This window comes from Citrobacter sp. CK189 (genome assembly GCF_030333505.1).
In the GTDB taxonomy this organism is placed as follows: domain Bacteria; phylum Pseudomonadota; class Gammaproteobacteria; order Enterobacterales; family Enterobacteriaceae; genus Citrobacter_B; species Citrobacter_B koseri.
Map to the genome: position 1 here is coordinate 213610 of NZ_JAOWFV010000036.1, position 23765 is coordinate 237374.

Here is a 23765-nt window from a genome sequence, read left to right on the forward strand (position 1 = left end):
CCCTCCGGCGCAGCGCCATCAGGCCTCAAGGGGCATTACCCACTGAATGGGGCTTCGTTTTTCAGCACGCGGTCGATAACGTCCAGCACGCCTTCCGCGTTATTCGAGCCCGCCCGATATTTCGCCGCAGAGGCCACCGCCGCTCCGGCGTTTTCCATCGCAAAACTGAAGCCGGCCTGACGCAGCATCTCAATATCATTGCCGCCGTCGCCAAACGTCACGACCTCATCATTGTTAATCCCCCAGCGTTGTTGCAGCAGACGCAAGCCGTTCGCTTTGTGTACGCCGGGAATGATCAAATCGATGCTGCCGTAACCGGTGTGAACCGGCACCATGATATCGCCAATCGCATCATGCAGCGCCGTCTGAACCTGGGGAATACGGTCATCAGTAATGTTGAGGCCGAATTTAAAGAACACGTCATTGATGTTGTCGAAGCTGTCCACGAACTCAAGGCGATGGTAGTACATCGCCGCAACCTGTTTCAGTTCATCGTTGTACTGTTTCAGGGTATAGGCGCTGTTTTTACCGCAGGCGATGATTTCAATATCCGCGCGAGTCAGCAGATGATCGACAACGGCAGCAAAATCCTCTTTCGCCAGTTCGCCGTTGAACACGTCTTCGCCCTCGCTGACCACCCAGCCGCCGTTTTCAGCGACAAAGGCGATTTCGTGGGCGATCTCTGGAAAGAAAGAGATTAACTGGTAATACTGATTACCGCTGGCGACCACAAAACGGATGCCTTTCTGCTTCATTAGCCGATACTGCGCCATAAACCGGTCGCGATTATAGGTTTTTTGATCGCTCAAAAAGGTGCCGTCCATGTCTACCGCAATTAGCTTGATACCCATTAACTATTCTCCATAACAGATTGAGTGTTTGATGTTGGTTTGGCGACAGCCTTTGCGACAAGAGCGGCCAGGATGACCAGCGCCAGCACAACCAGCATTGCGCTGCGCAAACCATAATGTTCGCCAAGATAGCCCAGCAGCGGCGGCCCCACCAGGAATGCCAGATAACCGGTTGTCGCCACCACGCTGACGCGGGTTGGCGCGTCCGGGCCGGTATCGCTGGCCGCTGAAATCGTTAGCGGGAAGCCAAGCGACGCCCCAAGCCCCCAGAGAATAACGGAAACGCCCGCGACCCAGGCGCTGTCGACGAAGATAATCAGACCAATACCGAGCGCTCCCATTAGCGCGCTGGCGCGGACTACCGCCACGCGGCTATAACGGTCGATAAACCAGCCGCCGGTAAAGCGCCCGACGGTCATACCGAGCGTAAAGCCCGCATAAATCAGCGAGCCGGACGTTGGGCTGAAGCCGTGACCATCCACCATCAGAAGCGGCAGCCAGTCGTTGGCGGACCCTTCAGCGAAGGCCATTGCCAGTACCACCACGCCGATCAACAGTAGCTGGGCATCGCGATAAAAAGGTACGCCTTTTTCCGTTGTGTGGGCGCCGTCGGCGGCGTTTTTCCCCGTGCCGTCGGGAATGGCGCGAATAGCAATAAAAATGGGGACGATCGCGACGAGAGCCGCCAGCAGGATATGAGCGTTGGCAGGGACGTTAAAGGCGGTTAGCGCCATGCCGACGCCAGCGCCAGCCAGCGTACCGAAGCTGTAAAAACCGTGCATCATCGGCAGGACGGTTTTATTCATTTCACGTTCAACCGCCGCCCCTTCAACGTTGATAGCGACTTCGGCGGCGCCAAAGCTGGCGCCGAATACGCCTAAGCCAAGCGCAAAAACCAGCGGAGAAGCGAACCACAGCGCAATGCTGAGGATAACCATCCCCGCAACGGCGCAGGACATGGTGGTCTGAATGACGTTGCGCGTGCCAAATCGCTTTACCAGCCAGGCGGAACACAGAATACCGCTCATCGAACCGATGGAAAGCCCAAACAGCACCGCCCCCATTTCTGCCGTTGATACCGAAAGGATATCGCGAATGGCGGGGGTGCGGGTTGCCCATGAGGCCATCAACAGCCCTGGCAAGAAGAAGAACATAAAAAGCGCCCAGGTCCGGCGTCTTAAGGCTTTACGTGATGAGATGGCGGTCATTGATTCAAACTGAAAAAAGAGAATACAGGGGACAACACTAGCAAGTTTGTGTACATTTGTACACAAACGTGATGAGAGGAAAAGCAGTGCGACGAGCTAACGATCCCCTGCGGCGAGACAAAATCGTTCAGGCCACGCAGGAAGCGATAATAACGCATGGCATTCACGGCGTTACGCACCGCAAAATCGCGGCGATAGCGCAGGTGCCGCTCGGGTCGATGACCTATTATTTTTCGGGAATCGATGAGTTGCTGATCGAGGCGTTAAGCCGGTTTACAGAAACAATGTCGCACCAGTTTCAGTCATTCTTTGCCGATGTCACGAACGTTCAGGACGCCTGTCACGCCATTACCGACATGATCTACAGCTCGCTGGTGACCACGCCAGATAATATGGAGCTGATGTACCAGCTGTATGCCTTCGCCAGCCGAAAACCGGCGCTGAAAACGGTGATGCAGAACTGGATGCAGCGCAGTCAGCAAACGCTGGAGCAGTGGTTTGAACCGGTGACCGCCCGTGCGCTGGATGCGTTTATCGAAGGCATGACCCTCCATTTCGTCACCGACAGAGCGCCTTTAACGCGGGAAGATATTCTGGTCATGGTGAAGCGTATTGCCGGGCAGGCGTGATTTTCAGGCAACAAAAAACCCATCAACCTTGAACCAAAATGGCGGGGTTGATGGGCTCCACAAATTGGGGACATCAAAGAAAAGCAGTGGCACTAGTTATGACTGACGCCTTGAAGAAAAGTTCTGCTTACCTGCAAAAATTTTTCACTTAAAGGCAAACTTCAGTTTTATCCTAAGCCCGGCCAGATGATGACAATAAGTGTCCCCGCCAGCGTTAACAGAACGTTGGCTATCGCATAGGTTCCCGCATAGCCTAATGCCGGAATGTTGCTGCGCGCCGTGTCGCTGATGATCTCCATCGCCGGAGCACAGGTGCGCGCGCCCATCATGGCGCCGAAGAGCAGGGCGCGGTTCATACGTAATACATAAGCGCCGAACAGGAAGCAGATAATGACCGGCACCAGGCTCACCACAAGACCGGCAATCAACATTTGCCCGCCGACCGCGCCAAGCCCGTTCCCGATGCCGCTGCCCGCGCTCAGGCCGACGCCGGCCATAAAGACCATCAGACCAAACTCTTTCACCATGTTCAGCGCGCCCTGCGGGATGTACCCGAAGGTGGGGTGGTTAGCTCGCAGGAAACCGAGCATGATCCCGGCGAACAACAGCCCGGCGGCGTTGCCGATGCCGAAGCTGAAATTACTGAACTGGAAGGTGATCATCCCGATCATCAGGCCGATGATAAAGAAGGCGCAGAAGGCCAGCAGATCGGTTACCTGACTGTGAATCGAGATAAAGCCAATACGGTCCGCGACGGTTTTCACGCGACGCGCATCGCCGCTCACCTGCAAGACGTCGCCTTTATTCAGCACCACGTTGTCGTCGATCGGCATTTCAATCTGGCTGCGGATCACGCGGTTAAGGAAGCAGCCGTGGTCGGTCAGCTTCAACTGGGCGAGACGGCGGCCTACGGCATTGTGGTTTTTCACGACGATCTCTTCGGTTACGATGCGCATGTCGAGCAGGTCGCGGTCGAAGACTTCTTTGCCGTTACGGAAGCTGGGGTCCAGCCGGGCGTGTGCATCCGGGTAACCGACCAGGGCAATCTCATCACCCATCTGCAATACCGCGTCGCCATCCGGGTTAGCCAGAATACCGTTACGGCGGATGCGCTCAATGTAGCAACCGGTCTGACGGTAGATGCCCAGCTCGCGCAGATTTTTCCCGTCGGCCCAGGCCACCAGTTCCGGGCCGACGCGATAAGCGCGGATGACCGGCAGATAGACCTTGCGGTTGGCGTCGGTATCCAGGCCGCGCTCGCGGGCAATCTGCTGGGCGCTGGTTTGCAGATCCTGATGTTGCAGTTTCGGCAGGTAACGTGCGCCGACAATCAGGCTGACCAGGCCGATGAGGTAGGTCAGCGCGTAGCCCAGGCTCAGGTTGTCCAGCGCGACCGAGAGCTGCGAACTCTCCATACCGGAATGGCGTAACGTGTCGCCTGCGCCGACCAGCACAGGGGTCGAGGTCATGGAGCCCGCCAGCATACCGGCGGTCAGGCCGATATCCCAGCCAAAGAGCTTACCCAGCCCTAATGCGATCAGCAGCGCGCTACCGACCATGACCAGAGCAAGCATCAGGTAATTTTTGCCGTCGCGAAAAAAAATAGAAAAAAAGTTGGGGCCAGCTTCGACGCCGACACAAAAAATAAACAGCATAAAGCCCAGATTTAGTGCATCGGTGTTAATACTAAAGTGCTGCTGCCCTAATAATAGGGAGACCACTAAAACGCCAATGGAATTACCGAGTTGGACTGAACCCAGGCGTAACTTACCCAGACATAGCCCGAGAGCCAGGACCACAAATAATAACAGGATGTAATTCCCATTTAACAAATCTGCGACGTTTATATTCACGGAGACTAACTTCTTGTTTACCAGTAAGCTGTTGAAAGAAATGACAATTTACGCTAATGTTTTTGCCAGAAATTATGAGGCGTCGGCATCGTATCGGCGCTCAAATAAAAGCAGCACAACAATTTAATTCGCTAGTTTAATCTCATTACGTATCAACGGCTATAAGAATCGTGTGGGTGTGTTTTTGGCATGGAATGCCGAACGACTTTATCTGACTGGACGCCTTCGGGCGAAAAAAGTGTTCGATAGAGATAGTGTCAGGAGGAACGATTGAAACATAAACAAGGTTGGGCGGGTGCAATCTGCTGCTTTGTACTCTTTATTGTGGTGTGCCTTTCATTAACGATGCATATGAAAGGGGCATTTCGGGTTGCCGGGCATCCTGAGATTGGGCTGTTGTTTTTTACGTTACCTGGCGCGGTGGCCAGTTTTTTTTCCCATCGCAGAGAAGTCATTAAACCTCTTATCGGCGCCATGCTGGCCGCACCATGTTGTCTGGTCCTGATGCGATTTGTTTTTATGCCTACGCGCTCCGTATGGCAAGAACTGGCGTGGTTGTTCAGTGCGGTGTTCTGGTGTGCGCTCGGCGCGCTTTGCTTTTTATTTATCAGCAGCCTGTTTAGTCAGCGACGTAAAAAGAACCGATAACGCCCTCCGGGAGAGGGCGTAAAGCAGCGATCAGGCGAACAGGTTCAGATTCTCTTTTGCCCATGCCTCAAAATCGGTGTAACCGCCGATGTGTTTCTGATCGACAAAAATCTGCGGTACGGTCTCTACCGGTTTACCCACGGTTTTTTCCAGATCCGCTTTGGTAATGCCTTCAGCATGAATATCAATATAACGATAGTTAAAATCGTCGCGCTCAGTGCTCAGTTTTTCTGCTAACTCTTTCGCACGCACGCAATACGGGCACCCTGGGCGACCAAAAATAACGGTAAACATTGTTTTTTTCCTCGAACTCATAGCCTTGTGACGAATGGCGGCTATGATGCCGTTAAACGACGCGTCTGAAAAGCAGGTTGCGCCTGTTGCTTTGATACCTATAGGCTATATCTGTTAAACACGATAAACCTGAACGCGTTACACTGAGCATCCGTTATCCGGGAGGCCCTTATGCGCTCGATTGGCGCTTTACCCAAAAGCGTGTTGATTCTGGAAATTCTCGGTATGATTTTGCTGGCAGCGGCGTTGCTGTCGCTCAATCAGTACCTCACATTACCCGTGCCGATGAACAGCCCGCTGACGGTAACGGTGATGATATTTCTCGGTATCCTGCTTATGCTTCCCGCTGCGGTGGCGCTAATGTGGCGGATCGCGCAGCTTATTGCGCCGCAACTGATGACGCGCTCACCCGATTCTTCTTCCCGTTCAGCAAGAGAAAAACCGCATGACTCCAACCATTGATTTAATCCGTGGTCACCGTTCTATTCGTCATTTCACCGATGAGCCGATTTCCGATGCGCAGCGTGAGTCGATTATTGCCGCCGCGCGGGGAACCTCAAGCTCCAGTTTTTTACAGTGCAGTTCCATTATCCGCATTACCGATAAAGCCATGCGCGAAGCGCTGGTGCCCCTGACGGGCGGGCAAAAGCACGTTGCGCAGGCCGCGGAATTTTGGGTTTTCTGCGCTGATTTTAATCGTCACTTACAGATTTGCCCGGACGCGCAGCTCGGGCTGGCGGAACAGCTGCTGCTGGGCACGGTCGATACGGCGATGATGGGGCAAAATGCGCTGACCGCTGCCGAATCCCTGGGGCTGGGCGGCGTCTATATCGGCGGTATCCGCAATCATATTGAAGCGGTTACGGAACGGCTGAAATTACCGAAATATGTCCTGCCGCTGTTTGGGCTGTGCCTCGGCTGGCCTGCGGATAACCCTGGCGTTAAGCCGCGTTTGCCCGCAGAACTGGTGGTGCATGAAAATCACTATCAGCCTGTGGATGCCGCGCTGCTGGCGCAATATGATGAGCAGATCGCGGAGTATTACCTGACCCGCGACAGCAATACGCGCCGCGATACCTGGAGCGACCATATCCGTCGTACCATCATCAAAGAGAATCGCCCGTTTATTCTGGACTATTTGCATAAACAGGGTTGGGCGACGCGCTAACACCCGGTGTATGATACGCAGGCTTTTACCAGGTCTTTTAGAGAGGTGCAGGGTGAAAATTGCCATATTGTCCCGGGACGGAACGCTCTATTCTTGTAAACGCCTGCGCGAAGCGGCGATGAAGCGCGGCCATCTGGTCGAAATACTCGATCCGCTTTCCTGCTATATGAACATCAGCCCGGCGGCCTCTTCTATTCACTATAAAGGCCGCCAGTTGCCGCATTTTGATGCCGTCATCCCCCGTATTGGCTCCGCCATCACGTTTTACGGTACAGCGGCGCTGCGTCAGTTCGAAATGCTGGGTAGCTATCCGCTGAACGAATCCGTGGCGATTACCCGCGCGCGCGATAAACTGCGTTCGCTACAGTTACTGGCCCGGCAGGGAATTGACTTGCCTGTTACTGGCATTGCGCATTCGCCGGATGACACCAGCGATCTGATCGACATGGTCGGCGGCGCGCCGCTGGTGGTAAAACTGGTGGAAGGTACGCAGGGCATTGGCGTGGTGCTGGCGGAAACCCGGCAAGCCGCAGAGAGCGTGATTGATGCGTTTCGCGGTCTTAATGCGCACATTCTGGTGCAGGAGTACATCAAAGAGGCCAGAGGGCGTGACATCCGTTGTCTGGTCGTGGGCGACGAAGTGGTGGCGGCCATTGAGCGGCGGGCAAAAGAGGGCGATTTTCGCTCCAACCTTCATCGCGGCGGTATGGCGAGTATCGCCAGTATCACGCCGCGTGAACGAGAGATCGCGATAAAAGCGGCGCAGACGATGGGGCTGGATGTTGCTGGCGTCGATATTCTGCGCGCGGAGCGTGGGCCGCTGGTCATGGAAGTGAACGCCTCTCCGGGTCTGGAAGGGGTAGAAAAAACGACGGGTGTGGATATCGCCGGGCGAATGATCCAGTGGATCGAGCGTCACGCCACCCCCGAATTTTGCCTTAAAACGGGCGGTTAATCGCAATATCGTTCCCGATCGTGGTATGACGCGGTCTTTTTGCGTAAGCTGTGCCGGTAATTTTTTATCGTAAGAGGTAGCACATTATTATGACATCACTGGTCGTTCCTACTCTGGATACGTTGCGTCAATGGCTCGACGACCTGGGCATGAGTTTTTTTGAATGTGATACCTGTCAGGCGCTGCATTTGCCCCATATGCAAAATTTTGACGGCATTTACGATGCGAAAATCGACCTGGTGGATAACACGGTGCTGTTTTCCGCAATGGCGGAAGTGAGACCCTCGGCGCTGCTGCCGCTGGCTGCCGATCTGTCGGCAATTAACGCCAGTTCGTTAACGGTGAAAGCGTTCCTGGATATGCAGGATGATAATCTGCCAAAACTGGTGGTTTGCCAGTCTTTATCCGTTATGCGGGGCGTGACGTATGAACAGTTCGAGTGGTTTGTTCGTCAGAGCGAAGAGCAGATTTCTATGGTGATCCTGGAAGCCGGAGCGCATCAGCTGCTGTTCAGCGCAGAAGAAGACGCGCAAAAAAGTAGCACTGAAAATCATTTTCTTCACTGAAATCTGCGCACATGCAACCTGAAGAATGACGCGTCTAACGCAGTCGCTGCCAGAGCGGCTGCTGTTTGCATTTTTTTATTCTGCCTTTAACCTTTCTTTAAAGAATAATTCACCTCCTTTCCGCCTGTTTCGCTTTATCACATAGACAAAACCTGCATAAAAAATTGATAAAAGGCGTTTTTTAATCTGAGCTATAGCCTCGAACCCTGGCTAAAGTTATTCTTGCGAAGCTTTTACATGTCATCCTTCAGACAACCTCCTGAATGATTTTGTGTATTTATGGCGAGCAATGACGGCAGGGAGAGAGTCCTCTCTTCTGTAACTGTGTCGAGTGACAAAATATGCACGTTTCTTGCATATCTTAGAATGCAACTTTTTTGGTTCGTTTGTTAACGAACTTTCAGAAGGAAAGAGATTATGACCGCCTTAAATAAAAAATGGCTATCGGGTCTGGTTGCGGGTGCTCTGATGGCCGTCTCTGCCAGCACGCTCGCCGCTGAACAAAAAACACTGCATATCTATAACTGGTCTGATTATATCGCCCCGGATACGGTCGCGAACTTTGAAAAAGAGACCGGTATCAAAGTGGTCTATGACGTCTTCGACTCCAACGAGGTACTGGAAGGGAAACTCATGGCCGGGAGCACCGGTTTTGATCTGGTTGTCCCGTCGGCCAGTTTTCTGGAACGCCAGCTCACTGCGGGCGTATTCCAGCCGCTGGATAAAAGCAAACTACCTGGCTGGAAAAACCTCGATCCAGAGCTGTTGAAGCTGGTAGCGAAGCACGATCCTGACAACAAATACGCGATGCCGTATATGTGGGCGACTACCGGTATCGGTTATAACATCGATAAAGTCAAAGCGGTGCTGGGGGCTGACGCGCCGGTCGATAGCTGGGATCTGGTGCTGAAACCTGAAAATCTGGAAAAACTCAAAAGCTGCGGTGTCTCCTTCCTTGATGCGCCTGAAGAGGTGTTCGCGACCGTGCTGAACTACCTGGGGAAAGATCCCAACAGCACCAAAGCGGATGACTACACGGGGCCTGCGACCGATCTGCTGCTGAAGCTGCGCCCGAACATTCGTTATTTCCACTCGTCTCAATACATAAACGATCTGGCGAACGGCGATACCTGCGTGGCGATTGGCTGGGCAGGGGACGTATGGCAGGCGGCTAACCGCGCGAAAGAAGCGAAAAACGGCGTGAATATCTCCTTCTCCATTCCGAAAGAGGGGGCGATGGCGTTCTTTGATGTGTTCGCGATGCCTACTGATGCGAAAAACAAAGAAGAGGCTTATCAGTTCCTCAACTATCTGCTGCGCCCGGATGTGATCGCCCACATTTCCGACCATGTGTTCTACGCCAACGCCAACAAAGAAGCGACGGCGCTGGTCAGCGCTGAAGTGCGTGACAACCCAGGCATTTATCCGCCTGCGGATGTGCGAGCGAAAATGTTCACGCTGAAAGTGCAGGAACCGAAGATCGACCGTGTGCGTACGCGTGCCTGGACGAAGGTGAAAAGCGGTAAATAAGCCGCTGTATCAGAACGTTGCCCGGTGAGGTTTACCGGGCAATGCGCACTTTTATGGTGCGTTTGCACTGATTTTTGTTTATGCCGGAGAGCACCCCGTGAACGACGCGACCCCCCGCCCACAGGCGAAAACCCGTAAAGCGCTGACGCCGCTTCTTGAAATCCGCAACCTGACAAAATCATTTGATGGTCAACACGCCGTGGATGATGTCAGCCTCACCATCTATAAAGGCGAAATATTTGCGCTGCTTGGCGCATCGGGCTGCGGGAAATCCACGCTGCTGCGTATGCTGGCCGGATTTGAACAACCCTCCGCCGGGCAAATCATGCTCGATGGCGTCGATCTGGCGCATGTCCCGCCTTATCTGCGCCCTATCAATATGATGTTTCAGTCCTATGCGCTGTTCCCCCATATGACGGTGGAGCAAAACATTGCGTTTGGGCTGAAGCAGGACAAGCTGTCGAAGGCGGAAATCACCGCGCGCGTGAACGAAATGCTGGGGCTGGTGCATATGCAGGAGTTCGCTAAACGTAAGCCTCATCAGCTTTCCGGCGGCCAGCGTCAGCGTGTGGCGCTGGCGCGTAGCCTGGCGAAACGCCCGAAGCTGTTGCTGCTCGACGAACCAATGGGCGCGCTGGATAAAAAGCTGCGCGACCGGATGCAGCTGGAAGTCGTCGATATTCTTGAGCGCGTTGGCGCGACCTGCGTGATGGTGACGCACGATCAGGAAGAGGCGATGACGATGGCCGGGCGAATTGCGATCATGAACCGTGGGAAATTCGTGCAGATTGGCGAACCGGAAGAGATTTATGAACATCCGACCACCCGCTACAGCGCGGAATTTATCGGTTCTGTGAATGTCTTTGAAGGCTTGCTGAAGGAACGTCAGGATGATGGGTTGGTCATTGATTCGCCGGGGCTGGTGCATCCTCTGAAGGTGGATGCGGATGCGTCCGTTGTCGATAACGTTCCGGTGTATGTTGCGCTGCGCCCGGAAAAAATCATGCTGTGCGACGCGCCGCCGGAAGACGGCTACAACTTTGCCGTGGGTGAAGTGGTGCATATCGCCTACCTCGGCGATTTGTCGATTTATCATGTGCGGTTGAAAAGCGGCCAGATGTTGAGCGCTCAGTTACAGAACGCGCATCGCTATCGCAAAGGGTTGCCGACCTGGGGCGATGAAGTGCGTTTATGCTGGGATGCGGACAGTTGTGTGGTGTTGACGGTTTAAGGAGCGAAAATGAGTACACTTGAACCTCCGGCTCGCGATAAAAAGCCCGGCGGCCTGACGCTGTGGCTGGCGCGGATGCAAATGAAGCATGGGCGTAAGCTGGTCATCGCGGTGCCGTACCTTTGGCTGATCCTGCTTTTCCTGCTGCCGTTTCTGATTGTGTTTAAAATCAGCCTGGCGGAGATGGCGCGGGCGATCCCGCCCTATACCGATCTGGTGGCGTGGGCCGACGGGCAGCTATCCCTGACCCTCAACCTGGGAAACTTCCTGCAACTGACGGACGATCCGCTCTATTTTGACGCCTATTTGCAGTCTTTGCAGGTGGCGGGCGTTTCGACTCTCTGCTGTTTGCTGCTGGGGTATCCGCTGGCCTGGGCGGTGGCGCACAGCAGGCCGTCAACGCGTAATATTCTGCTGTTGCTGGTGATCCTGCCGTCCTGGACCTCGTTTTTGATCCGCGTTTACGCCTGGATGGGGATTCTGAAAAATAACGGCGTGCTGAACAACTTCCTGATGTGGCTGGGGGTTATCGATCATCCCCTGACGATTTTGCATACCAATCTGGCGGTGTATATCGGTATTGTCTACGCCTATCTGCCGTTTATGGTGCTGCCGATTTATATCGCGCTGACGCGCATTGACTATTCGCTGGTGGAGGCCTCGCTGGATCTGGGCGCGCGTCCGCTGAAAACTTTCTTTAGCGTCATTGTGCCGTTAACGAAAGGGGGAATAATTGCCGGATCGATGCTGGTGTTTATTCCGGCGGTGGGGGAATTTGTGATCCCGGAACTGCTCGGCGGGCCAGACAGCATTATGATCGGCCGCGTACTGTGGCAGGAGTTCTTCAACAACCGCGACTGGCCGGTGGCCTCTGCGGTGGCTATCATCATGTTATTACTGCTGATTGTACCGATTATCTGGTTCCATAAGCATCAGCAAAAAAGCGAGGGGGAACTCGGATGAATACTTTACCGGTGGTTCGTTCGCCCTGGCGAATTGTTATTCTGGTGCTCGGGTTTACCTTCCTGTATGCGCCGATGCTGATGCTGGTCATCTATTCGTTTAACAGCTCGAAGCTGGTGACCGTCTGGGCGGGGTGGTCTACGCGCTGGTATGGCGAGCTGTTCCGGGATAGCGCGATGATAAGCGCCGTCGGCCTGAGCCTCACGATTGCCGCTTGCGCCGCGACAATGGCGGCTATTCTGGGGACGATTGCCGCCGTGGTAATGGTGCGTTTTGGCCGTTTTCGTGGAGCGAATGGCTTTGCGTTTATGATCACCGCGCCGCTGGTTATGCCGGATGTGATTACCGGGCTGTCGCTGTTGCTGCTGTTTGTGGCCCTGGCCCATGCTATCGGCTGGCCCGCAGATCGCGGAATGCTGACAATCTGGCTGGCGCACGTTACCTTCTGTACGGCCTATGTGGCGGTGGTTATTTCATCGCGTCTGCGCGAACTGGATCGCTCGATTGAAGAGGCGGCGATGGATCTTGGCGCGACGCCGTTAAAAGTGTTCTTTGTGATTACGCTGCCGATGATCATGCCTGCGGTGATCTCTGGATGGCTGCTGGCTTTCACGCTGTCGCTGGACGATCTGGTGATCGCCAGTTTTGTCTCTGGCCCGGGGGCGACGACATTGCCGATGCTGGTCTTCTCCAGCGTGCGTATGGGGGTTAACCCGGAGATTAACGCGCTGGCGACCCTTATCCTCGGCGTGGTAGGCATTGTCGGTTTTATCGCCTGGTATCTGATGGCGCGCGCAGAAAAGCAGCGGATGCGTGATATCCAACGTGCAAGACGCGGCTGAAGAAACTAAAATCTGCCAACCTGGCAACACGTTACCGTGGGCAAACGCGGTAACGTTTTCATGGAAGACGATTCGTTGGGATTTTTTAAGAAATCATCCTCATCACATGCCCGTTTAAATGTACCCACGCTGGTGCAGGTGGCGGCGCTCGCGATTATTTTGATCCGCTGCCTCGATTTGCTGATGATTTTTAACACGCTCGGCATGCGGGGAATGGGGGAGTTTATTCATCGCAGCGTGCAAACCTGGAATCTGACGCTGGTGTTTTTAGGCAGCCTGGCGCTGGTCTTTACTGAAATATATTGCGCGTTTTCGCTGGTGAAAGGGCGCAACTGGGCGCGCTGGGTGTACCTGCTCACGCAGGTTATTGCCACAGGTTATCTGTGGGCGGCGTCGCTGGGCTATGGCTACCCGGAACTGTTCAGTATTGCCGGGGAGTCGAAACGCGAAATTTTGCGCACGCTGGTGATGCAGAAATTGCCGGACATGCTGGTTCTGATGCTGCTCTTTATTCCTGCGGGCAGCAGGCGGTTCTTCCGTTTGCAATAACGTGTATAATCCTCGCCCCTGGTAATATGAAGGTCTTTGTATGCAGTGCGCACTCTACGACGCCGGTCGCTGTCGATCCTGTCAGTGGATAGTCCAGCCGATCCGCGATCAACTCTCCGCCAAAACCGCCGATCTAAAGGGGCTGCTTGCCGATTTTTCGGTTGAACAGTGGTGCGCGCCGGTCAGCGGCCCGGAACAGGCCTTTCGTAATAAAGCCAAAATGGTGGTCAGCGGCAGCGTGGAAAAGCCGCTGTTAGGCATGTTGCATCGCGATGGCACCCCGGAGGATTTGAGCGACTGTCCGCTCTATCCCGACACGTTTGCTCCCGTTTTTGCCGTGCTGAAGCCGTTCATCGCCCGTGCCGGGTTAACGCCTTACAACGTGGCGCGCAAACGCGGCGAGCTGAAATACATCCTGCTGACGGAAAGCCAGTTCGATGGCGGCATGATGCTGCGGTTCGTGCTGCGCTCAGAAACCAAACTGGCGCAGCTGCGCGCGGCGCTGCCGTGGCTACAGGCGCAGTTACCGCAGCTGAAGGTTATTACCGCGAATATTCAACCGGTACACATGGCGATTATGGAAGGGGAAACGGAGATCTTCCTGACGGAGCAGCAGGCGCTGGCAGAACGTTTTAACGATGTGCCGCTGTGGATCCGTCCGCAGAGCTTTTTCCAGACCAACCCGGTCGTTGCGAGCCGTCTGTATGCGACGGCGCGTGACTGGGTGCGTCAACTGCCTGTTCATCACATGTGGGATCTGTTTTGCGGCGTCGGGGGATTTGGTTTGCACTGCGCCACCCCGGAGATGACGTTGACGGGCATTGAGATCGCACCAGAGGCAATCGCCTGCGCGAAGCAATCCGCCGCAGAGCTGGGGCTGACGAATCTTCATTTTCAGGCGCTGGATTCTACGCAATTCGCGACCGGGCAAGGGGAAGTGCCGGAACTGGTGCTGGTGAACCCGCCGCGTCGCGGCATTGGAAAAGCCCTGTGCGACTATCTTAGCCAGATGGCGCCGGAATACATCATCTACTCCAGCTGCAACGCGCAGACGATGGCAAAGGACATTGCCAACTTGCCGGGCTACCGTATTGAGCGTGTTCAGCTTTTCGATATGTTCCCGCATACCGCGCATTATGAAGTGTTAACGCTGTTGACCAAAGCACACTGACCGGTAGGCCGGGTAAAGCGAAGCCGCCGTCTGGCGCAACGGCCGCACAAAGTTCAACAAAATGTGAACTCTTCCCCCCTGTGAAATCGGGTAAGCTTAAGTCATTGGCATTGAGAGAATGAAGGCTTACCCATGAAGCAGATCCTGCTGGTGGAAGATGACCACGACATCGCGGCGCTCCTGCGCCTCAATTTAGAAGACGAAGGCTACGCCATTACTCACCAACCGGATGGGGGCAAGGCGTTACAGTGCCTTGAAACCCAGCCCTGGGATGCCGTGATCCTCGACCTGATGCTCCCCAACGTTGACGGTCTGGAAATTTGTCGTCGCATCCGTCAGATGACCCGCTACCTGCCGGTGATTATTATCAGCGCCCGCAGCAGCGAAACGGACCGCATTACCGGGCTGGAAACCGGGGCAGATGATTACCTGGCAAAACCCTTCTCGGTGCAGGAGCTGATCGCGCGCATCAAAGCGCTGTTTCGCCGTCAGCAGGCTATGGGGCAGGCACAGACTGCCGGGCATATTCAGGCTCATGGCCTGACGCTTGATCCGCTGGCGCGTACGGTGCGCTTGCACGGTCAGGACGTGGACCTCACGCCGCGTGAATTTGAGCTGCTGTACTTCTTTGCCCGTCATCCCGGCGAAGTCTTTTCGCGTCTGGCGCTGCTGGAACAGGTCTGGGGCTATCAGCACGAAGGGTATGAGCACACCGTCAACACCCACATTAATCGCCTGCGTATCAAGATTGAAAAAGATGCCGCTGAACCGGAGATTATTCGTACCGTCTGGGGCAAAGGTTACAAATTTGCGGAGCTGAACCATGATGCGGCGCTTTAGCCTGAGCCAGCGGCTGACGCTGCTGTTCATTCTGCTGCTGATGCTCTGTGCTACCGTTGCCTGCGCGGTGCAACTCTACAGCAGCATGCAGTACGGCAACGCGATGGTGCAGCGGCTGTCCGGCGGGCTGGCGCAACAGATTGTGCAGCGTGAACCCATTCTGGATGCGCAGGGCAGGGTTGACCGCAGCGTGCTGAAGCCGCTGTTTGACCGCCTGATGACCTTTAACCCGAGCGTTGAGCTGTATGTCGTCTCCTCTGACGGCGAACTGCTGGCCGATGCCGCGCCGCCGGGCCATATCCAGCGGCAAAAGATCGATATTAGTCCATTGCAAACGTTTCTCAGCGGCGCAGCGATGCCCGTCTATGGCGACGATCCGCGTAGTCAGAGTCAGAAGGTTTTCAGCGTTACCCCTTTACGTCAGGATGGTGAGCTTAAAGGCTATTTGTACATCATCCTGCAAGGCGAAGAGTCAAATGCGCTGGCAGAAATGGCCTGGCATAAAGCACTCTGGAGTACGGTGTTGTGGTCCCTGCTATGGGTGGCGCTGTTCGGCCTGCTGGCGGGGTTACTGATCTGGTACTGGGTGACGCGCCCGGTAAAACGCCTGACGATGGACGTTGCCGGGCTGGAGCAGGACAGCATTACCGCCATCAAACAGCTGGCGGCACAGCAGCCGGAAACCACGGTGAATGATGAAGTTGCGGTGCTGCGCAATACTTTTATCGAGCTGGCGCGCAAAATCGCCGGTCAGTGGGATCAACTGGCCGACAGCGACCGGCAGCGCCGGGAGTTTATCGCCAATATCTCGCATGACTTACGCACGCCGCTGACGTCATTGCTGGGCTACCTGGAAACGTTATCGCTTAAATCCGCTACGCTGACGCCGCAGGAAACGCAGCAATATCTCTCCACTGCGCTGCGTCAGGGGCACAAGGTGCGGCACCTGTCGCAGCAGCTTTTCGAGCTGGCGCGGCTTGAGCATGGCAGCATTAAACCGCAACTGGAGCGCTTTGCTATTGGTGAGCTGATTCAGGATGTGGCGCAAAAATTCGATCTGACGATAGAGACCCGGCAGTTGCATTTGCAGGTCGATATGCCGCATTCCCTGCCGCTTATCAATGCTGACGTCTCGATGATAGAGCGGGTAGTGACGAATCTGCTGGATAACGCCGTGCGCCATTCGCCGCAGGGGAGCACTATCCGGCTGAAGGTCTGGCAGGAGGAGGCGCAGCTACAGGTAGAGGTCAGCGACAGCGGGCCAGGTATCGACGAAGCGTTGCGTGAACAACTGTTCCAGCGACCATCGGTGCTGGGGCATCAGGCGTCGCGGGAAGATCGCGGAGGGTTAGGGCTGCTGATTGTAAGACGGATGCTGGAACTGCACGGCGGTGGGATCAGGCTGATGGATTCAGTGAGTGGCGCGCGCTTTAGGTTCTTTGTGCCCTTATAGAATTGCCGGATGGCGCAGCGCCATCCGGCAAGGAAGATTACTGCGGGAACCACTGATCGCTGATTTTCTGATAAGTGCCATCAGCTTTGATTGCCGCCAGCGCGGCGTTCAGTTTTTCCAGCAGCGCTTTATTATCCGGGCGCACAGCGATGCCAAGGCCGGTGCCGAAGTATTGCGGATCGGTCACTTTTTCTGTTGCCGCACCCAGTTGCGGATTGGTTTTCAGCCACTCATTCACCACGGCGGTATCGCCGAATACGCCATCAATACGGCCATTTTTCAGGTCGATAATCGCATTCTGGTAGCTGTCATAAGCCACGGTTTTCACTTCAGGATGCTTATCTTGCAGGTATTTCTGGTGCGTGGTGCCGTTTTCCATGCCGATACGTTTCCCTTTCAGGTCGGCAAAGGTTTTATAGCTGTCTTTTTTCGCAATCACCAGCGCAGAGTTGGCATAGTAAGGGCTGGTGAACGTCACCTGTTTGCTACGCTCAGGGGTAATATCCATACCAGAGATAACCGCGTCATATTTTTTGAATTTCAGCGCCGGGATCAGGCTGTCAAACGCGTGGTTGGTAAAAGTACAGTCGGCCTGCATTTGTTTGCATAACGCAGTCGCCAGATCGATATCGAAACCGACGATTTTATTGCTCGCATCTAGTGATTCGAACGGCGGGTAAGTGGCGGAAACGCCGAAATTGATTTTATCGGCAGCTGAGGCGCCAGCGGCGAAAGTAGCGAGTAATGCGGCCAGAACTAACTTTTTCATGGTGGAACTCCCGTCTGTCAATCTTATGATTATTCACCGTGTCTGCGGCATGGGTTTACAATGCCATTTAATGAATTTATATGCAATAAAAATGATTAAATATTTTGTCGTTATAAAAAAAGACGGACAGCTTAGTGGCTTGTCCGTCTTTATGATTTCGTTTTATGCATTTATGTCGATGATTTTGTAGGCTGGATAAGGCGCTTGCGCCATTGCCTGATGGCGACGCTGATGCATCTTATCAGGCCTACATGGTGTTCTTAATTCCTGCGCTCAAACGCCAGCGCTTTACGCTCGATGAGGCGCATCAGCAAGGTTAGCAAACCGTTGACGATCAGATAAATCACGCCAGCTGCGCCAAACACCATCACATCGTAGGTACGACCGTACAGCAGCTGGCCGTGGCCCATCACTTCCATCAGCGTAATGGTGTACGCCAGGGAGGTGCTTTTGAAGACCAGCACCACCTCATTGGAGTAAGAGGAGAGGGCGCGTTTAAACGCGTACGGCAGCAGGATCGCCAGGGTATCTTTTTTGCTCATCCCCAGCGCGCCGCAGGACTGCCACTGGCCTTCCGGGATCGCACGGATCGCGCCATAGAACAGCTGCGTGGTATAGGCCGCGCTGTTGAGCGACAGGGCAAGTAAGGCGCATAGCCACGGCTCGGACAGCAGATGCCAGAGTACCGGGTAATCCTGTAACGACGGGAATTGCCCCGGGCCGTAGTAGATCAGGAAGATTTGCACCAGCAGCGGCGTACCGGTAAACAGCGTAATGTAGCCGCGAACCAGCCATACCAGCATCGGCGTTTTCAGCGTCAGAATGATGGTGAAAATCAGCGCCAGGATCAGCGCGACGATGATAGACGCAACCGTCAGCGTCAGGCTGGTGTGCAGCCCTTTCATCAGTTCAGGTAAATACTCAAACATCAGCCTGGTCTCCGCTCAAAACGTGTCGCGCGCAGGTCAATGCGTTTGAGAATGTACTGACTCACCAGCGTAATCACCAGATAGATAGCCGCAGCCACAATGTACCAGGTGAACGGCTCCTGAGTGCGCGTGGCGATGCTTTTTGTTTGCAGCATCAGATCGTTCACGCTGATAAGGCTGACCAGCGCGGTATCTTTCAGCAATACCAGCCACTGGTTGCCCAGCCCTGGCAGCGCATGACGCCACATTTGCGGCATCACCAGGCGGAAGAAAATCGCGGTTTTTGATAAGCCTAACGCCTGACCGGATTCCCACTGTCCAGACGGAACCGCTTTCAGCGCGCCGCGCAGCGTTTGCGACGCGTATGCCGCATACAGCAACGACAGCGCGATGACGCCGCACAGGAACGGGCTGACGTCGAAGTCTTCAATCTGCATCTGCAACGGGATTTGCACAAACCCCAGGTTGATGGTGAAGCCATCAGACAGCATCAGCAGAAGCTGAGAGGAACCGAAATAGATAAACAGCACCACCAGAATTTCCGGCAGGCCGCGCAGAATCGTGACCAGTGCGGAACCTGTCCAGGCTATCGGGCGCCATTTTACGGACTCCCAGACGGCAAAAATCATAGCGAGGACGAGGCCGATGATCAGCGCACAAACGGCAAGGCCGACGGTCATCCCGGCGGCGCTTGCTAAAGGAAAAAATTCGTTCATCAAGTCTTACTTCTGGAACCATTTGTTGTAGATGGTTTCGTACGTGCCATCTTGCTTCACTTTTTCCAGCGCAGTGTTGAATTTCTGCTGTAGTTCCGTGTTGCCCTGGCGTACCGCGATGCCGAGGCCGGTGCCGAAGTAATCTTTGTCGGTCACTTTATCGCCAACCGGCGCCAGCTTCGGATTATCTTTCAGCCATTCAGTGACCACGGCGGTGTCGCCGAACACGCCGTCAATACGACCATTTTGCAGATCCAGCTTCGCGTTCTGGTAGCTGTCATAAGGCACGGTGGTGATTTCCGGGTGCTTATCCATGATGAACTTCTGGTGGGTAGTGCCATTCTGTACGCCCACTTTTTTGCCTTTCAGCTGGTCGATGCTGGTGTATTTACCCTGCTGACCGATGAACAGCGCGGAGTTGTCATAGTAAGGCGTGGTGAACAGAACCTGCTTTTCACGCTCAGGCGTGATGTCCATACCGGCCATTACCGCGTCGAAACGACGGAACTTCAGGCTTGGGATCAGGCTGTCAAACGCCTGGTTGGTAAAGGTGCAGGTCGCGTCAATCTCTTTACACAGCGCATTGGCCAGATCGACGTCAAAGCCGACGATTTTGTTACTGGCATCCATAGATTCGAACGGAGGGTAGGATGCTTCCGTGGCGAAACGGATGGTTTGAGCTGCTGTAGCGGAAAGGCTAAAGCCTGCAATTAGCGCGGCAATCAGAACTTTTTTCATTGTCATTGTCCCGAATCTTAGTGAGATAAATAGTTTTTAAATGCATCGGTCTGCGGGTTCGCAAAGCAGCTCGCATCCCCTTGCTCGACGATGTGACCGTTTTCCATATAGATTACCCGGCTGGCGGTTTTACGCGCCACTTCTACTTCGTGAGTGACGATCACCTGGGTAATTTTGGTTTCCGCCAGTTCACGAATAATACTGACGATTTGCGCGGTGATTTCCGGGTCCAGCGCGGCGGTTGGCTCGTCAAACAGCAGCACCTGCGGCTCCATCATTAACGCACGAGCGATAGCCACACGCTGTTGCTGACCGCCGGAAAGATGCAGAGGATAGCGATCGCTGTAAGGTTTCAGACGCAGACGTTCCAGCAGCTTCTCGGCACGCGCCAGCGCCTGGTCTTTTGACAGACCCAGCACGCGGCAGGGCGCTTCAATCAGGTTTTGTTGTACCGTGAGATGCGGCCAGAGATTGTATTGCTGAAAAACCATGCCTACGTTCTGGCGTAATTCACGAATCGCCTTATCGGAAGGCGTTTTCGTGAAGTCGAAATGATTTCCTGCGATAGTGAGCGTGCCGGAGCGCGGCATCTCAAGCAGATTGAGTACACGCAGCAGCGAGCTTTTACCCGCTCCGCTTGGGCCAAGTAACACCAGCGTTTCGCCCTGAGGGCAATCCAGCGTGATATCGAACAGCGCCTGATGCGCGCCGTAGAAGCAATTAATGCCGTTTAATTGAATACTCATTGATTCTCGTATGCTGGCAGTCTGATAACTGTACACGTCATCCTTCATGCTGCCTCTTTGTTGGCTGCTGAGTGACTCGTCTCACCCTGAGACTCGCCCTTACGGACCGTTGCTCGCGACGTTCAAATCTGTTCCTGACAGATTTGTCACTCCAGTCACTTGCCGCCTCGACGCATCATGAATGATTTTGTGTATGTTGAGGCCGCAGATAGTACCTTTGACAGAATAGTTATGCAATATTTATGCGTTAAAAGTTAAATGCAAACCGCATTCTTCACTAAACATAGCACAAAATAGCGGGGGCGGTAGGCGGCAAGAATAATTGTCGGCATTCTATGCAGAATGCCAGACAATTTGTGGGGCTTATGATTTATCGACGTTTTGTCGGGTGATCAACGGTTTTCGACGGACTGGCGCAGCGTACCGGCTGGCGCGTGGACGCTGCCGCCAAGATAACGCACATCATCAATAACCCAGCACTGACCCTCATGGATCATCAGCACTTCGTCGCGCCAGGTCTGGTCGCCTTGCTTCAGCTCCACGCGCAGCGGGATGTTGCGGGCGTCGCGATTAGGAATGGTGGACGCGCTGGCTACGCTGGCGCTATCCGGGAAGGTGGTGCGGCTGGAGAACGGGTCGCTGCTCACCAACTGGCGGTGTTCGCTGTCACGGCTGGCGTCAGAGAGCAGTTTTGCCAGGTTGTCGCTTAAGTAAGGGCGAAGGGCGGTAATGTCGTTAGTACGGTTTTGAATGCGGTAGTCATAAAATTGTTGAGCCACGCTGTCCGGCCCGCCTTCTATGCACGACCCGCTGCGCGGGCCATTGTCTTTATAAGCAGGAGTGACGGTTGTGCAGGCACTGAGCAGCAGTGCGCAAGGGACGAGCAGAGAGAGTTTGCTGTAGCGCATAGTGATTTCCTTATAAGCGATCTGCCAAAAAGCGATCTACGATAATCAATTATATCTTTTCAATGATAGCGTATCGGTCTGATAATGCGTTTGAGATCGAGTGCTTAGGTAAACAAGGAGATCGGCTATGCAGTTTTCGACAACCCCGACGCTGGAAGGGCAGAACATCGTGGAATATTGCGGTGTGGTAACGGGTGAAGCCATTTTGGGCGCCAACATTTTCCGTGACTTCTTCGCGGGTATTCGCGATATCGTCGGCGGACGTTCGGGTTCCTATGAAAAAGAGTTGCGTAAAGCGCGTGAAATCGCTTTTCAGGAACTGGGCGAACAGGCGAAAGCGCTGGGTGCGGATGCGGTTGTGGGCATCGACATTGACTATGAGACCGTAGGCAAAGACAGCAGTATGCTGATGGTGAGCGTCAGCGGGACGGCGGTAAAAACGCGCCGATGAGACATCTGCTCTGGCTGGTCGCGTTCGCGCTTCTGTTAACCGGGTGCGCGGGCGAGAAAGGGATTATTGATAAAGACGGGTATCAGCTGGATACCCGTCATCAGGCACAGGCGGCGTACCCGCGCATCAAAATCCTGGTCATCCACTACACGGCGGATGACTTTGATACCTCTCTGGCGACGTTAACGGATAAAAACGTCAGCTCGCACTATTTAATTCCTGCTGTACCGCCGCTTCATCGTGGCAAGCCGCGTATCTGGCAACTGGTGCCAGAGCACGATCTGGCGTGGCACGCGGGCATCAGCTTCTGGCGCGGCGCAACGCGCATCAACGACACGTCCGTTGGTATCGAACTGGAAAATCGCGGCTGGCAAAAGTCGGCGGGAATGAAATACTTCGCCCCGTTTGAACCTGCGCAAATTCAGGCCCTGATCCCACTGGCGAAAGAGATCATTGCCCGCTACGACATTAAGCCGCAAAACGTGGTGGCGCATGCGGATATTGCCCCGCAGCGTAAAGACGATCCCGGCCCTCTGTTCCCCTGGCGCGATCTGGCGGCGCAGGGCATTGGCGCCTGGCCTGATGAACAGCGCGTGGCGTTTTATCTGGCGGGACGCGCGCCCAATACGCCAGTCGATCCCGCATCATTGCTCGACTTGCTTTCGCGTTATGGTTACGAGGTCAAACCGGAGATGACCGCGCGTGAACAGCAGCGGGTGATCATGGCGTTCCAGATGCATTTCCGCCCGGCGTTATGGAACGGGGTGGCGGATGCGCAAACGCAAGCGATTGCTAATGCGTTACTGGAAAAATATGGCCAGAATTAATGGCGCTGGCGTCGTGATAAAAGTCAGTTAACTTGTTTATTTTCATCGAAATTCATTTTGGATAAAAATCAAATTAATCTATGGTTAATTGACTTTAAATTCCCCTCATCTATGATTGATTTTATCAGGAAGATATTTCTTATACGCTAAAAGTCGTGAAACTTAGCGCGCACAATCTTTTTTTTGCTTAATTTTATTTTTAACCAGGTTGAATCAGTGAGTGACATTAAGCTGAGGTTATCACTCGTCGCTTGTCATTAAATTTAAATCAATATTCTTCGAAAGGCATAATATGTTAAGCATTTACGGTAAGAAAATTCGTCCGCATCATGAAATGGAACGTATTATTTCTTTAACGTCAGGTTATAAAGAAAAAACCTTAAAAAAATGGCAGAAAATCACCACCAGTGACTCGGAATATATTCATATTATCGTGAGCGGTGACGTTGAATTTCGCCGTACCTCCGATGAGTTATGTATGTTTACCCTGCAAGGGCAGTGTATCTTTGGGCTGTCTGCCATATTTTATGGTTCTCTGCATATGTATGGGCTTGCTCGTACCAATACCGTCGTGCGCTCAATCAAAAAAGATGAGTTTATGCGCCTGTTGACTGAACACAGTTTATGGCCAGATCTCACCAGGGTGCTGTCATGGTATATTTGTCTGCTTAGCAAACGTGATGATGTTTTGGTTGCCCGTAGCGCTTACTCTGTTATTCGTGAATTTTTAATCGAAATTAATGAGCTGATTATTCACCATAACCGTGACATCAATGTATACGACTATATTCAGGAATATACGAATTTTGCCCGCAGTACGATTATCAAAATTCTTTCTGACCTTAAAAAAGGAAACTATATCGTCATTGAGAAAAGCCGATTAATGTCGATGACGACCTTGCCAGAAAAATATTAATCACATTTCCCATT

The 23765-nt window shown here is 53.8% G+C and carries 27 protein-coding genes; 17 read left to right on the forward strand and 10 right to left on the reverse strand.

Going from position 1 to position 23765, the window contains the following annotated elements; translation table 11 throughout:
- Window positions 1-35: 35 nt before the first annotated feature.
- Together OGV83_RS07420 and OGV83_RS07425 are read right to left on the reverse strand one after the other, a co-directional pair.
- Window positions 36-851 carry a Cof-type HAD-IIB family hydrolase gene (locus tag OGV83_RS07420; protein WP_012133115.1) on the reverse strand — a complete coding sequence of 272 codons (816 nt, stop codon included), beginning with the start codon at window positions 849-851 and terminating at the stop codon, window positions 36-38.
- Entirely contained in the window at window positions 851-2059 is a 1209-nt protein-coding gene (locus tag OGV83_RS07425) for an MFS transporter (RefSeq protein WP_047457899.1), read from the reverse strand. The genes OGV83_RS07420 and OGV83_RS07425 overlap by 1 nt, the downstream gene beginning before the upstream one ends.
- Window positions 2060-2145: 86 nt before the next feature.
- On the opposite strand from OGV83_RS07425, the gene OGV83_RS07430 reads away from it, so the two are divergent.
- The gene (locus OGV83_RS07430) at window positions 2146-2688 is read left to right on the forward strand and encodes a TetR/AcrR family transcriptional regulator (RefSeq protein WP_115609452.1); all 543 of its coding nucleotides are present in this window, start codon (window positions 2146-2148) and stop codon (window positions 2686-2688) included.
- Between the two features lie 167 nt (window positions 2689-2855).
- Here the strand turns inward: OGV83_RS07430 and OGV83_RS07435 are convergent, their stop codons facing one another.
- On the reverse strand, window positions 2856-4541 hold the full coding sequence (locus OGV83_RS07435) for an aspartate:alanine antiporter (RefSeq protein WP_012133110.1): 1686 nt from the start codon (window positions 4539-4541) through the stop codon (window positions 2856-2858).
- 270 nt (window positions 4542-4811) lie between these two features.
- Between OGV83_RS07435 and OGV83_RS07440 the strand changes: the two genes are divergently transcribed.
- The gene (locus OGV83_RS07440) at window positions 4812-5189 is read left to right on the forward strand and encodes an inner membrane protein YbjM (protein WP_024130498.1); all 378 of its coding nucleotides are present in this window, start codon (window positions 4812-4814) and stop codon (window positions 5187-5189) included.
- Window positions 5190-5219: 30 nt separating this feature from the next.
- Here the strand turns inward: OGV83_RS07440 and OGV83_RS07445 are convergent, their stop codons facing one another.
- Window positions 5220-5483 carry a GrxA family glutaredoxin gene (locus OGV83_RS07445; RefSeq protein ID WP_024130497.1) on the reverse strand — a complete coding sequence of 88 codons (264 nt, stop codon included), beginning with the start codon at window positions 5481-5483 and terminating at the stop codon, window positions 5220-5222.
- 171 nt (window positions 5484-5654) lie between these two features.
- On the opposite strand from OGV83_RS07445, the gene OGV83_RS07450 reads away from it, so the two are divergent.
- The 12 genes from OGV83_RS07450 (at window position 5655) to OGV83_RS07505 (ending at window position 16751) form a co-directional block, all read left to right on the forward strand.
- Window positions 5655-5945, forward strand: a complete 291-nt coding sequence (locus OGV83_RS07450) for a YbjC family protein (protein ID WP_286463356.1) — start codon at window positions 5655-5657, stop codon at window positions 5943-5945.
- Window positions 5929-6651, forward strand: coding sequence for a nitroreductase NfsA (gene nfsA, locus OGV83_RS07455; protein WP_012133106.1), 723 nt, complete (start codon window positions 5929-5931; stop codon window positions 6649-6651). The genes OGV83_RS07450 and nfsA overlap by 17 nt, the downstream gene beginning before the upstream one ends.
- A 52-nt stretch (window positions 6652-6703) precedes the next feature.
- Window positions 6704-7606, forward strand: coding sequence for a 30S ribosomal protein S6--L-glutamate ligase (gene rimK / locus OGV83_RS07460; protein ID WP_024130496.1), 903 nt, complete (start codon window positions 6704-6706; stop codon window positions 7604-7606).
- Between the two features lie 89 nt (window positions 7607-7695).
- The gene (locus OGV83_RS07465) at window positions 7696-8172 is read left to right on the forward strand and encodes a YbjN domain-containing protein (RefSeq protein ID WP_058668867.1); all 477 of its coding nucleotides are present in this window, start codon (window positions 7696-7698) and stop codon (window positions 8170-8172) included.
- A 417-nt stretch (window positions 8173-8589) separates the two neighbouring features.
- The gene (gene potF / locus OGV83_RS07470) at window positions 8590-9702 is read left to right on the forward strand and encodes a spermidine/putrescine ABC transporter substrate-binding protein PotF (RefSeq protein WP_286463358.1); all 1113 of its coding nucleotides are present in this window, start codon (window positions 8590-8592) and stop codon (window positions 9700-9702) included.
- 97 nt (window positions 9703-9799) lie between these two features.
- Entirely contained in the window at window positions 9800-10933 is a 1134-nt protein-coding gene (potG, locus tag OGV83_RS07475; RefSeq protein ID WP_012133102.1) for a putrescine ABC transporter ATP-binding subunit PotG, read from the forward strand.
- A 9-nt stretch (window positions 10934-10942) separates the two neighbouring features.
- Complete coding sequence (gene potH / locus OGV83_RS07480; protein ID WP_047457887.1) at window positions 10943-11896, forward strand: putrescine ABC transporter permease PotH; 954 nt, start codon at window positions 10943-10945, stop codon at window positions 11894-11896.
- Window positions 11893-12738, forward strand: coding sequence for a putrescine ABC transporter permease PotI (potI, locus tag OGV83_RS07485; protein ID WP_012133100.1), 846 nt, complete (start codon window positions 11893-11895; stop codon window positions 12736-12738). The genes potH and potI overlap by 4 nt, the downstream gene beginning before the upstream one ends.
- A gap of 60 nt (window positions 12739-12798) precedes the next feature.
- On the forward strand, window positions 12799-13287 hold the full coding sequence (locus tag OGV83_RS07490) for a YbjO family protein (protein ID WP_012133098.1): 489 nt from the start codon (window positions 12799-12801) through the stop codon (window positions 13285-13287).
- 40 nt (window positions 13288-13327) lie between these two features.
- Window positions 13328-14458: a 23S rRNA (uracil(747)-C(5))-methyltransferase RlmC gene (gene rlmC / locus OGV83_RS07495; protein WP_130028191.1), complete on the forward strand. Its 1131-nt coding sequence runs from the start codon at window positions 13328-13330 to the stop codon at window positions 14456-14458.
- Window positions 14459-14590: 132 nt separating this feature from the next.
- Complete coding sequence (locus OGV83_RS07500; RefSeq protein ID WP_047457883.1) at window positions 14591-15298, forward strand: response regulator transcription factor; 708 nt, start codon at window positions 14591-14593, stop codon at window positions 15296-15298.
- Window positions 15282-16751 carry a sensor histidine kinase gene (locus tag OGV83_RS07505; RefSeq protein WP_200053959.1) on the forward strand — a complete coding sequence of 490 codons (1470 nt, stop codon included), beginning with the start codon at window positions 15282-15284 and terminating at the stop codon, window positions 16749-16751. The genes OGV83_RS07500 and OGV83_RS07505 overlap by 17 nt, the downstream gene beginning before the upstream one ends.
- 37 nt (window positions 16752-16788) lie before the next feature.
- On the opposite strand, the gene artJ is transcribed toward OGV83_RS07505, so the two are convergent.
- From artJ to OGV83_RS07535, 6 genes are all read right to left on the reverse strand, one after another.
- Window positions 16789-17520 carry an arginine ABC transporter substrate-binding protein ArtJ gene (artJ, locus tag OGV83_RS07510; RefSeq protein ID WP_112002224.1) on the reverse strand — a complete coding sequence of 244 codons (732 nt, stop codon included), beginning with the start codon at window positions 17518-17520 and terminating at the stop codon, window positions 16789-16791.
- Between the two features lie 260 nt (window positions 17521-17780).
- A complete protein-coding gene (gene artM, locus OGV83_RS07515; RefSeq protein ID WP_286463361.1) occupies window positions 17781-18449 on the reverse strand; it encodes an arginine ABC transporter permease ArtM in 669 nt (222 codons plus the stop codon).
- On the reverse strand, window positions 18449-19165 hold the full coding sequence (gene artQ / locus OGV83_RS07520) for an arginine ABC transporter permease ArtQ (RefSeq protein ID WP_049009773.1): 717 nt from the start codon (window positions 19163-19165) through the stop codon (window positions 18449-18451). Before artQ ends, artM begins: the two co-directional genes overlap by 1 nt.
- Window positions 19166-19171: 6 nt before the next feature.
- Window positions 19172-19903, reverse strand: a complete 732-nt coding sequence (artI, locus tag OGV83_RS07525; RefSeq protein WP_024130494.1) for an arginine ABC transporter substrate-binding protein ArtI — start codon at window positions 19901-19903, stop codon at window positions 19172-19174.
- 17 nt (window positions 19904-19920) lie between these two features.
- Entirely contained in the window at window positions 19921-20649 is a 729-nt protein-coding gene (gene artP / locus OGV83_RS07530) for an arginine ABC transporter ATP-binding protein ArtP (protein WP_024130493.1), read from the reverse strand.
- 392 nt (window positions 20650-21041) lie between these two features.
- Window positions 21042-21557 carry a lipoprotein gene (locus OGV83_RS07535; RefSeq protein WP_200023958.1) on the reverse strand — a complete coding sequence of 172 codons (516 nt, stop codon included), beginning with the start codon at window positions 21555-21557 and terminating at the stop codon, window positions 21042-21044.
- 127 nt (window positions 21558-21684) lie between these two features.
- Here OGV83_RS07535 and OGV83_RS07540 point away from each other — a divergent pair, with 127 nt between their 5' ends.
- From OGV83_RS07540 to OGV83_RS07550, 3 genes are all read left to right on the forward strand, one after another.
- Window positions 21685-22008, forward strand: coding sequence for a heavy metal-binding domain-containing protein (locus OGV83_RS07540; RefSeq protein WP_012133087.1), 324 nt, complete (start codon window positions 21685-21687; stop codon window positions 22006-22008).
- Window positions 22005-22835: an N-acetylmuramoyl-L-alanine amidase gene (locus OGV83_RS07545; RefSeq protein ID WP_071259576.1), complete on the forward strand. Its 831-nt coding sequence runs from the start codon at window positions 22005-22007 to the stop codon at window positions 22833-22835. Before OGV83_RS07540 ends, OGV83_RS07545 begins: the two co-directional genes overlap by 4 nt.
- A gap of 292 nt (window positions 22836-23127) precedes the next feature.
- Window positions 23128-23751, forward strand: a complete 624-nt coding sequence (locus OGV83_RS07550) for a helix-turn-helix domain-containing protein (protein ID WP_012133085.1) — start codon at window positions 23128-23130, stop codon at window positions 23749-23751.
- Window positions 23752-23765 lie beyond the last annotated feature (14 nt).

What these genes read in the sequence shown, in the direction of transcription:
- OGV83_RS07420 (WP_012133115.1), bottom strand. Translation starts at nt 851, where the DNA reads ATGGGTATCAAGCTAATTGCGGTAGACATGGACGGCACCTTTTTGAGC.
- OGV83_RS07425 (WP_047457899.1), bottom strand. Translation starts at nt 2,059, where the DNA reads ATGACCGCCATCTCATCACGTAAAGCCTTAAGACGCCGGACCTGGGCG.
- OGV83_RS07445 (WP_024130497.1), bottom strand. Translation starts at nt 5,483, where the DNA reads ATGTTTACCGTTATTTTTGGTCGCCCAGGGTGCCCGTATTGCGTGCGT.
- OGV83_RS07450 (WP_286463356.1), top strand. Translation starts at nt 5,655, where the DNA reads ATGCGCTCGATTGGCGCTTTACCCAAAAGCGTGTTGATTCTGGAAATT.
- nfsA (WP_012133106.1), top strand. Translation starts at nt 5,929, where the DNA reads ATGACTCCAACCATTGATTTAATCCGTGGTCACCGTTCTATTCGTCAT.
- OGV83_RS07465 (WP_058668867.1), top strand. Translation starts at nt 7,696, where the DNA reads ATGACATCACTGGTCGTTCCTACTCTGGATACGTTGCGTCAATGGCTC.
- potF (WP_286463358.1), top strand. Translation starts at nt 8,590, where the DNA reads ATGACCGCCTTAAATAAAAAATGGCTATCGGGTCTGGTTGCGGGTGCT.
- potH (WP_047457887.1), top strand. Translation starts at nt 10,943, where the DNA reads ATGAGTACACTTGAACCTCCGGCTCGCGATAAAAAGCCCGGCGGCCTG.
- potI (WP_012133100.1), top strand. Translation starts at nt 11,893, where the DNA reads ATGAATACTTTACCGGTGGTTCGTTCGCCCTGGCGAATTGTTATTCTG.
- OGV83_RS07490 (WP_012133098.1), top strand. Translation starts at nt 12,799, where the DNA reads ATGGAAGACGATTCGTTGGGATTTTTTAAGAAATCATCCTCATCACAT.
- rlmC (WP_130028191.1), top strand. Translation starts at nt 13,328, where the DNA reads ATGCAGTGCGCACTCTACGACGCCGGTCGCTGTCGATCCTGTCAGTGG.
- OGV83_RS07500 (WP_047457883.1), top strand. Translation starts at nt 14,591, where the DNA reads ATGAAGCAGATCCTGCTGGTGGAAGATGACCACGACATCGCGGCGCTC.
- OGV83_RS07505 (WP_200053959.1), top strand. Translation starts at nt 15,282, where the DNA reads ATGATGCGGCGCTTTAGCCTGAGCCAGCGGCTGACGCTGCTGTTCATT.
- artJ (WP_112002224.1), bottom strand. Translation starts at nt 17,520, where the DNA reads ATGAAAAAGTTAGTTCTGGCCGCATTACTCGCTACTTTCGCCGCTGGC.
- artM (WP_286463361.1), bottom strand. Translation starts at nt 18,449, where the DNA reads ATGTTTGAGTATTTACCTGAACTGATGAAAGGGCTGCACACCAGCCTG.
- artQ (WP_049009773.1), bottom strand. Translation starts at nt 19,165, where the DNA reads ATGAACGAATTTTTTCCTTTAGCAAGCGCCGCCGGGATGACCGTCGGC.
- artI (WP_024130494.1), bottom strand. Translation starts at nt 19,903, where the DNA reads ATGAAAAAAGTTCTGATTGCCGCGCTAATTGCAGGCTTTAGCCTTTCC.
- artP (WP_024130493.1), bottom strand. Translation starts at nt 20,649, where the DNA reads ATGAGTATTCAATTAAACGGCATTAATTGCTTCTACGGCGCGCATCAG.
- OGV83_RS07535 (WP_200023958.1), bottom strand. Translation starts at nt 21,557, where the DNA reads ATGCGCTACAGCAAACTCTCTCTGCTCGTCCCTTGCGCACTGCTGCTC.
- OGV83_RS07540 (WP_012133087.1), top strand. Translation starts at nt 21,685, where the DNA reads ATGCAGTTTTCGACAACCCCGACGCTGGAAGGGCAGAACATCGTGGAA.
- OGV83_RS07545 (WP_071259576.1), top strand. Translation starts at nt 22,005, where the DNA reads ATGAGACATCTGCTCTGGCTGGTCGCGTTCGCGCTTCTGTTAACCGGG.
- OGV83_RS07550 (WP_012133085.1), top strand. Translation starts at nt 23,128, where the DNA reads ATGTTAAGCATTTACGGTAAGAAAATTCGTCCGCATCATGAAATGGAA.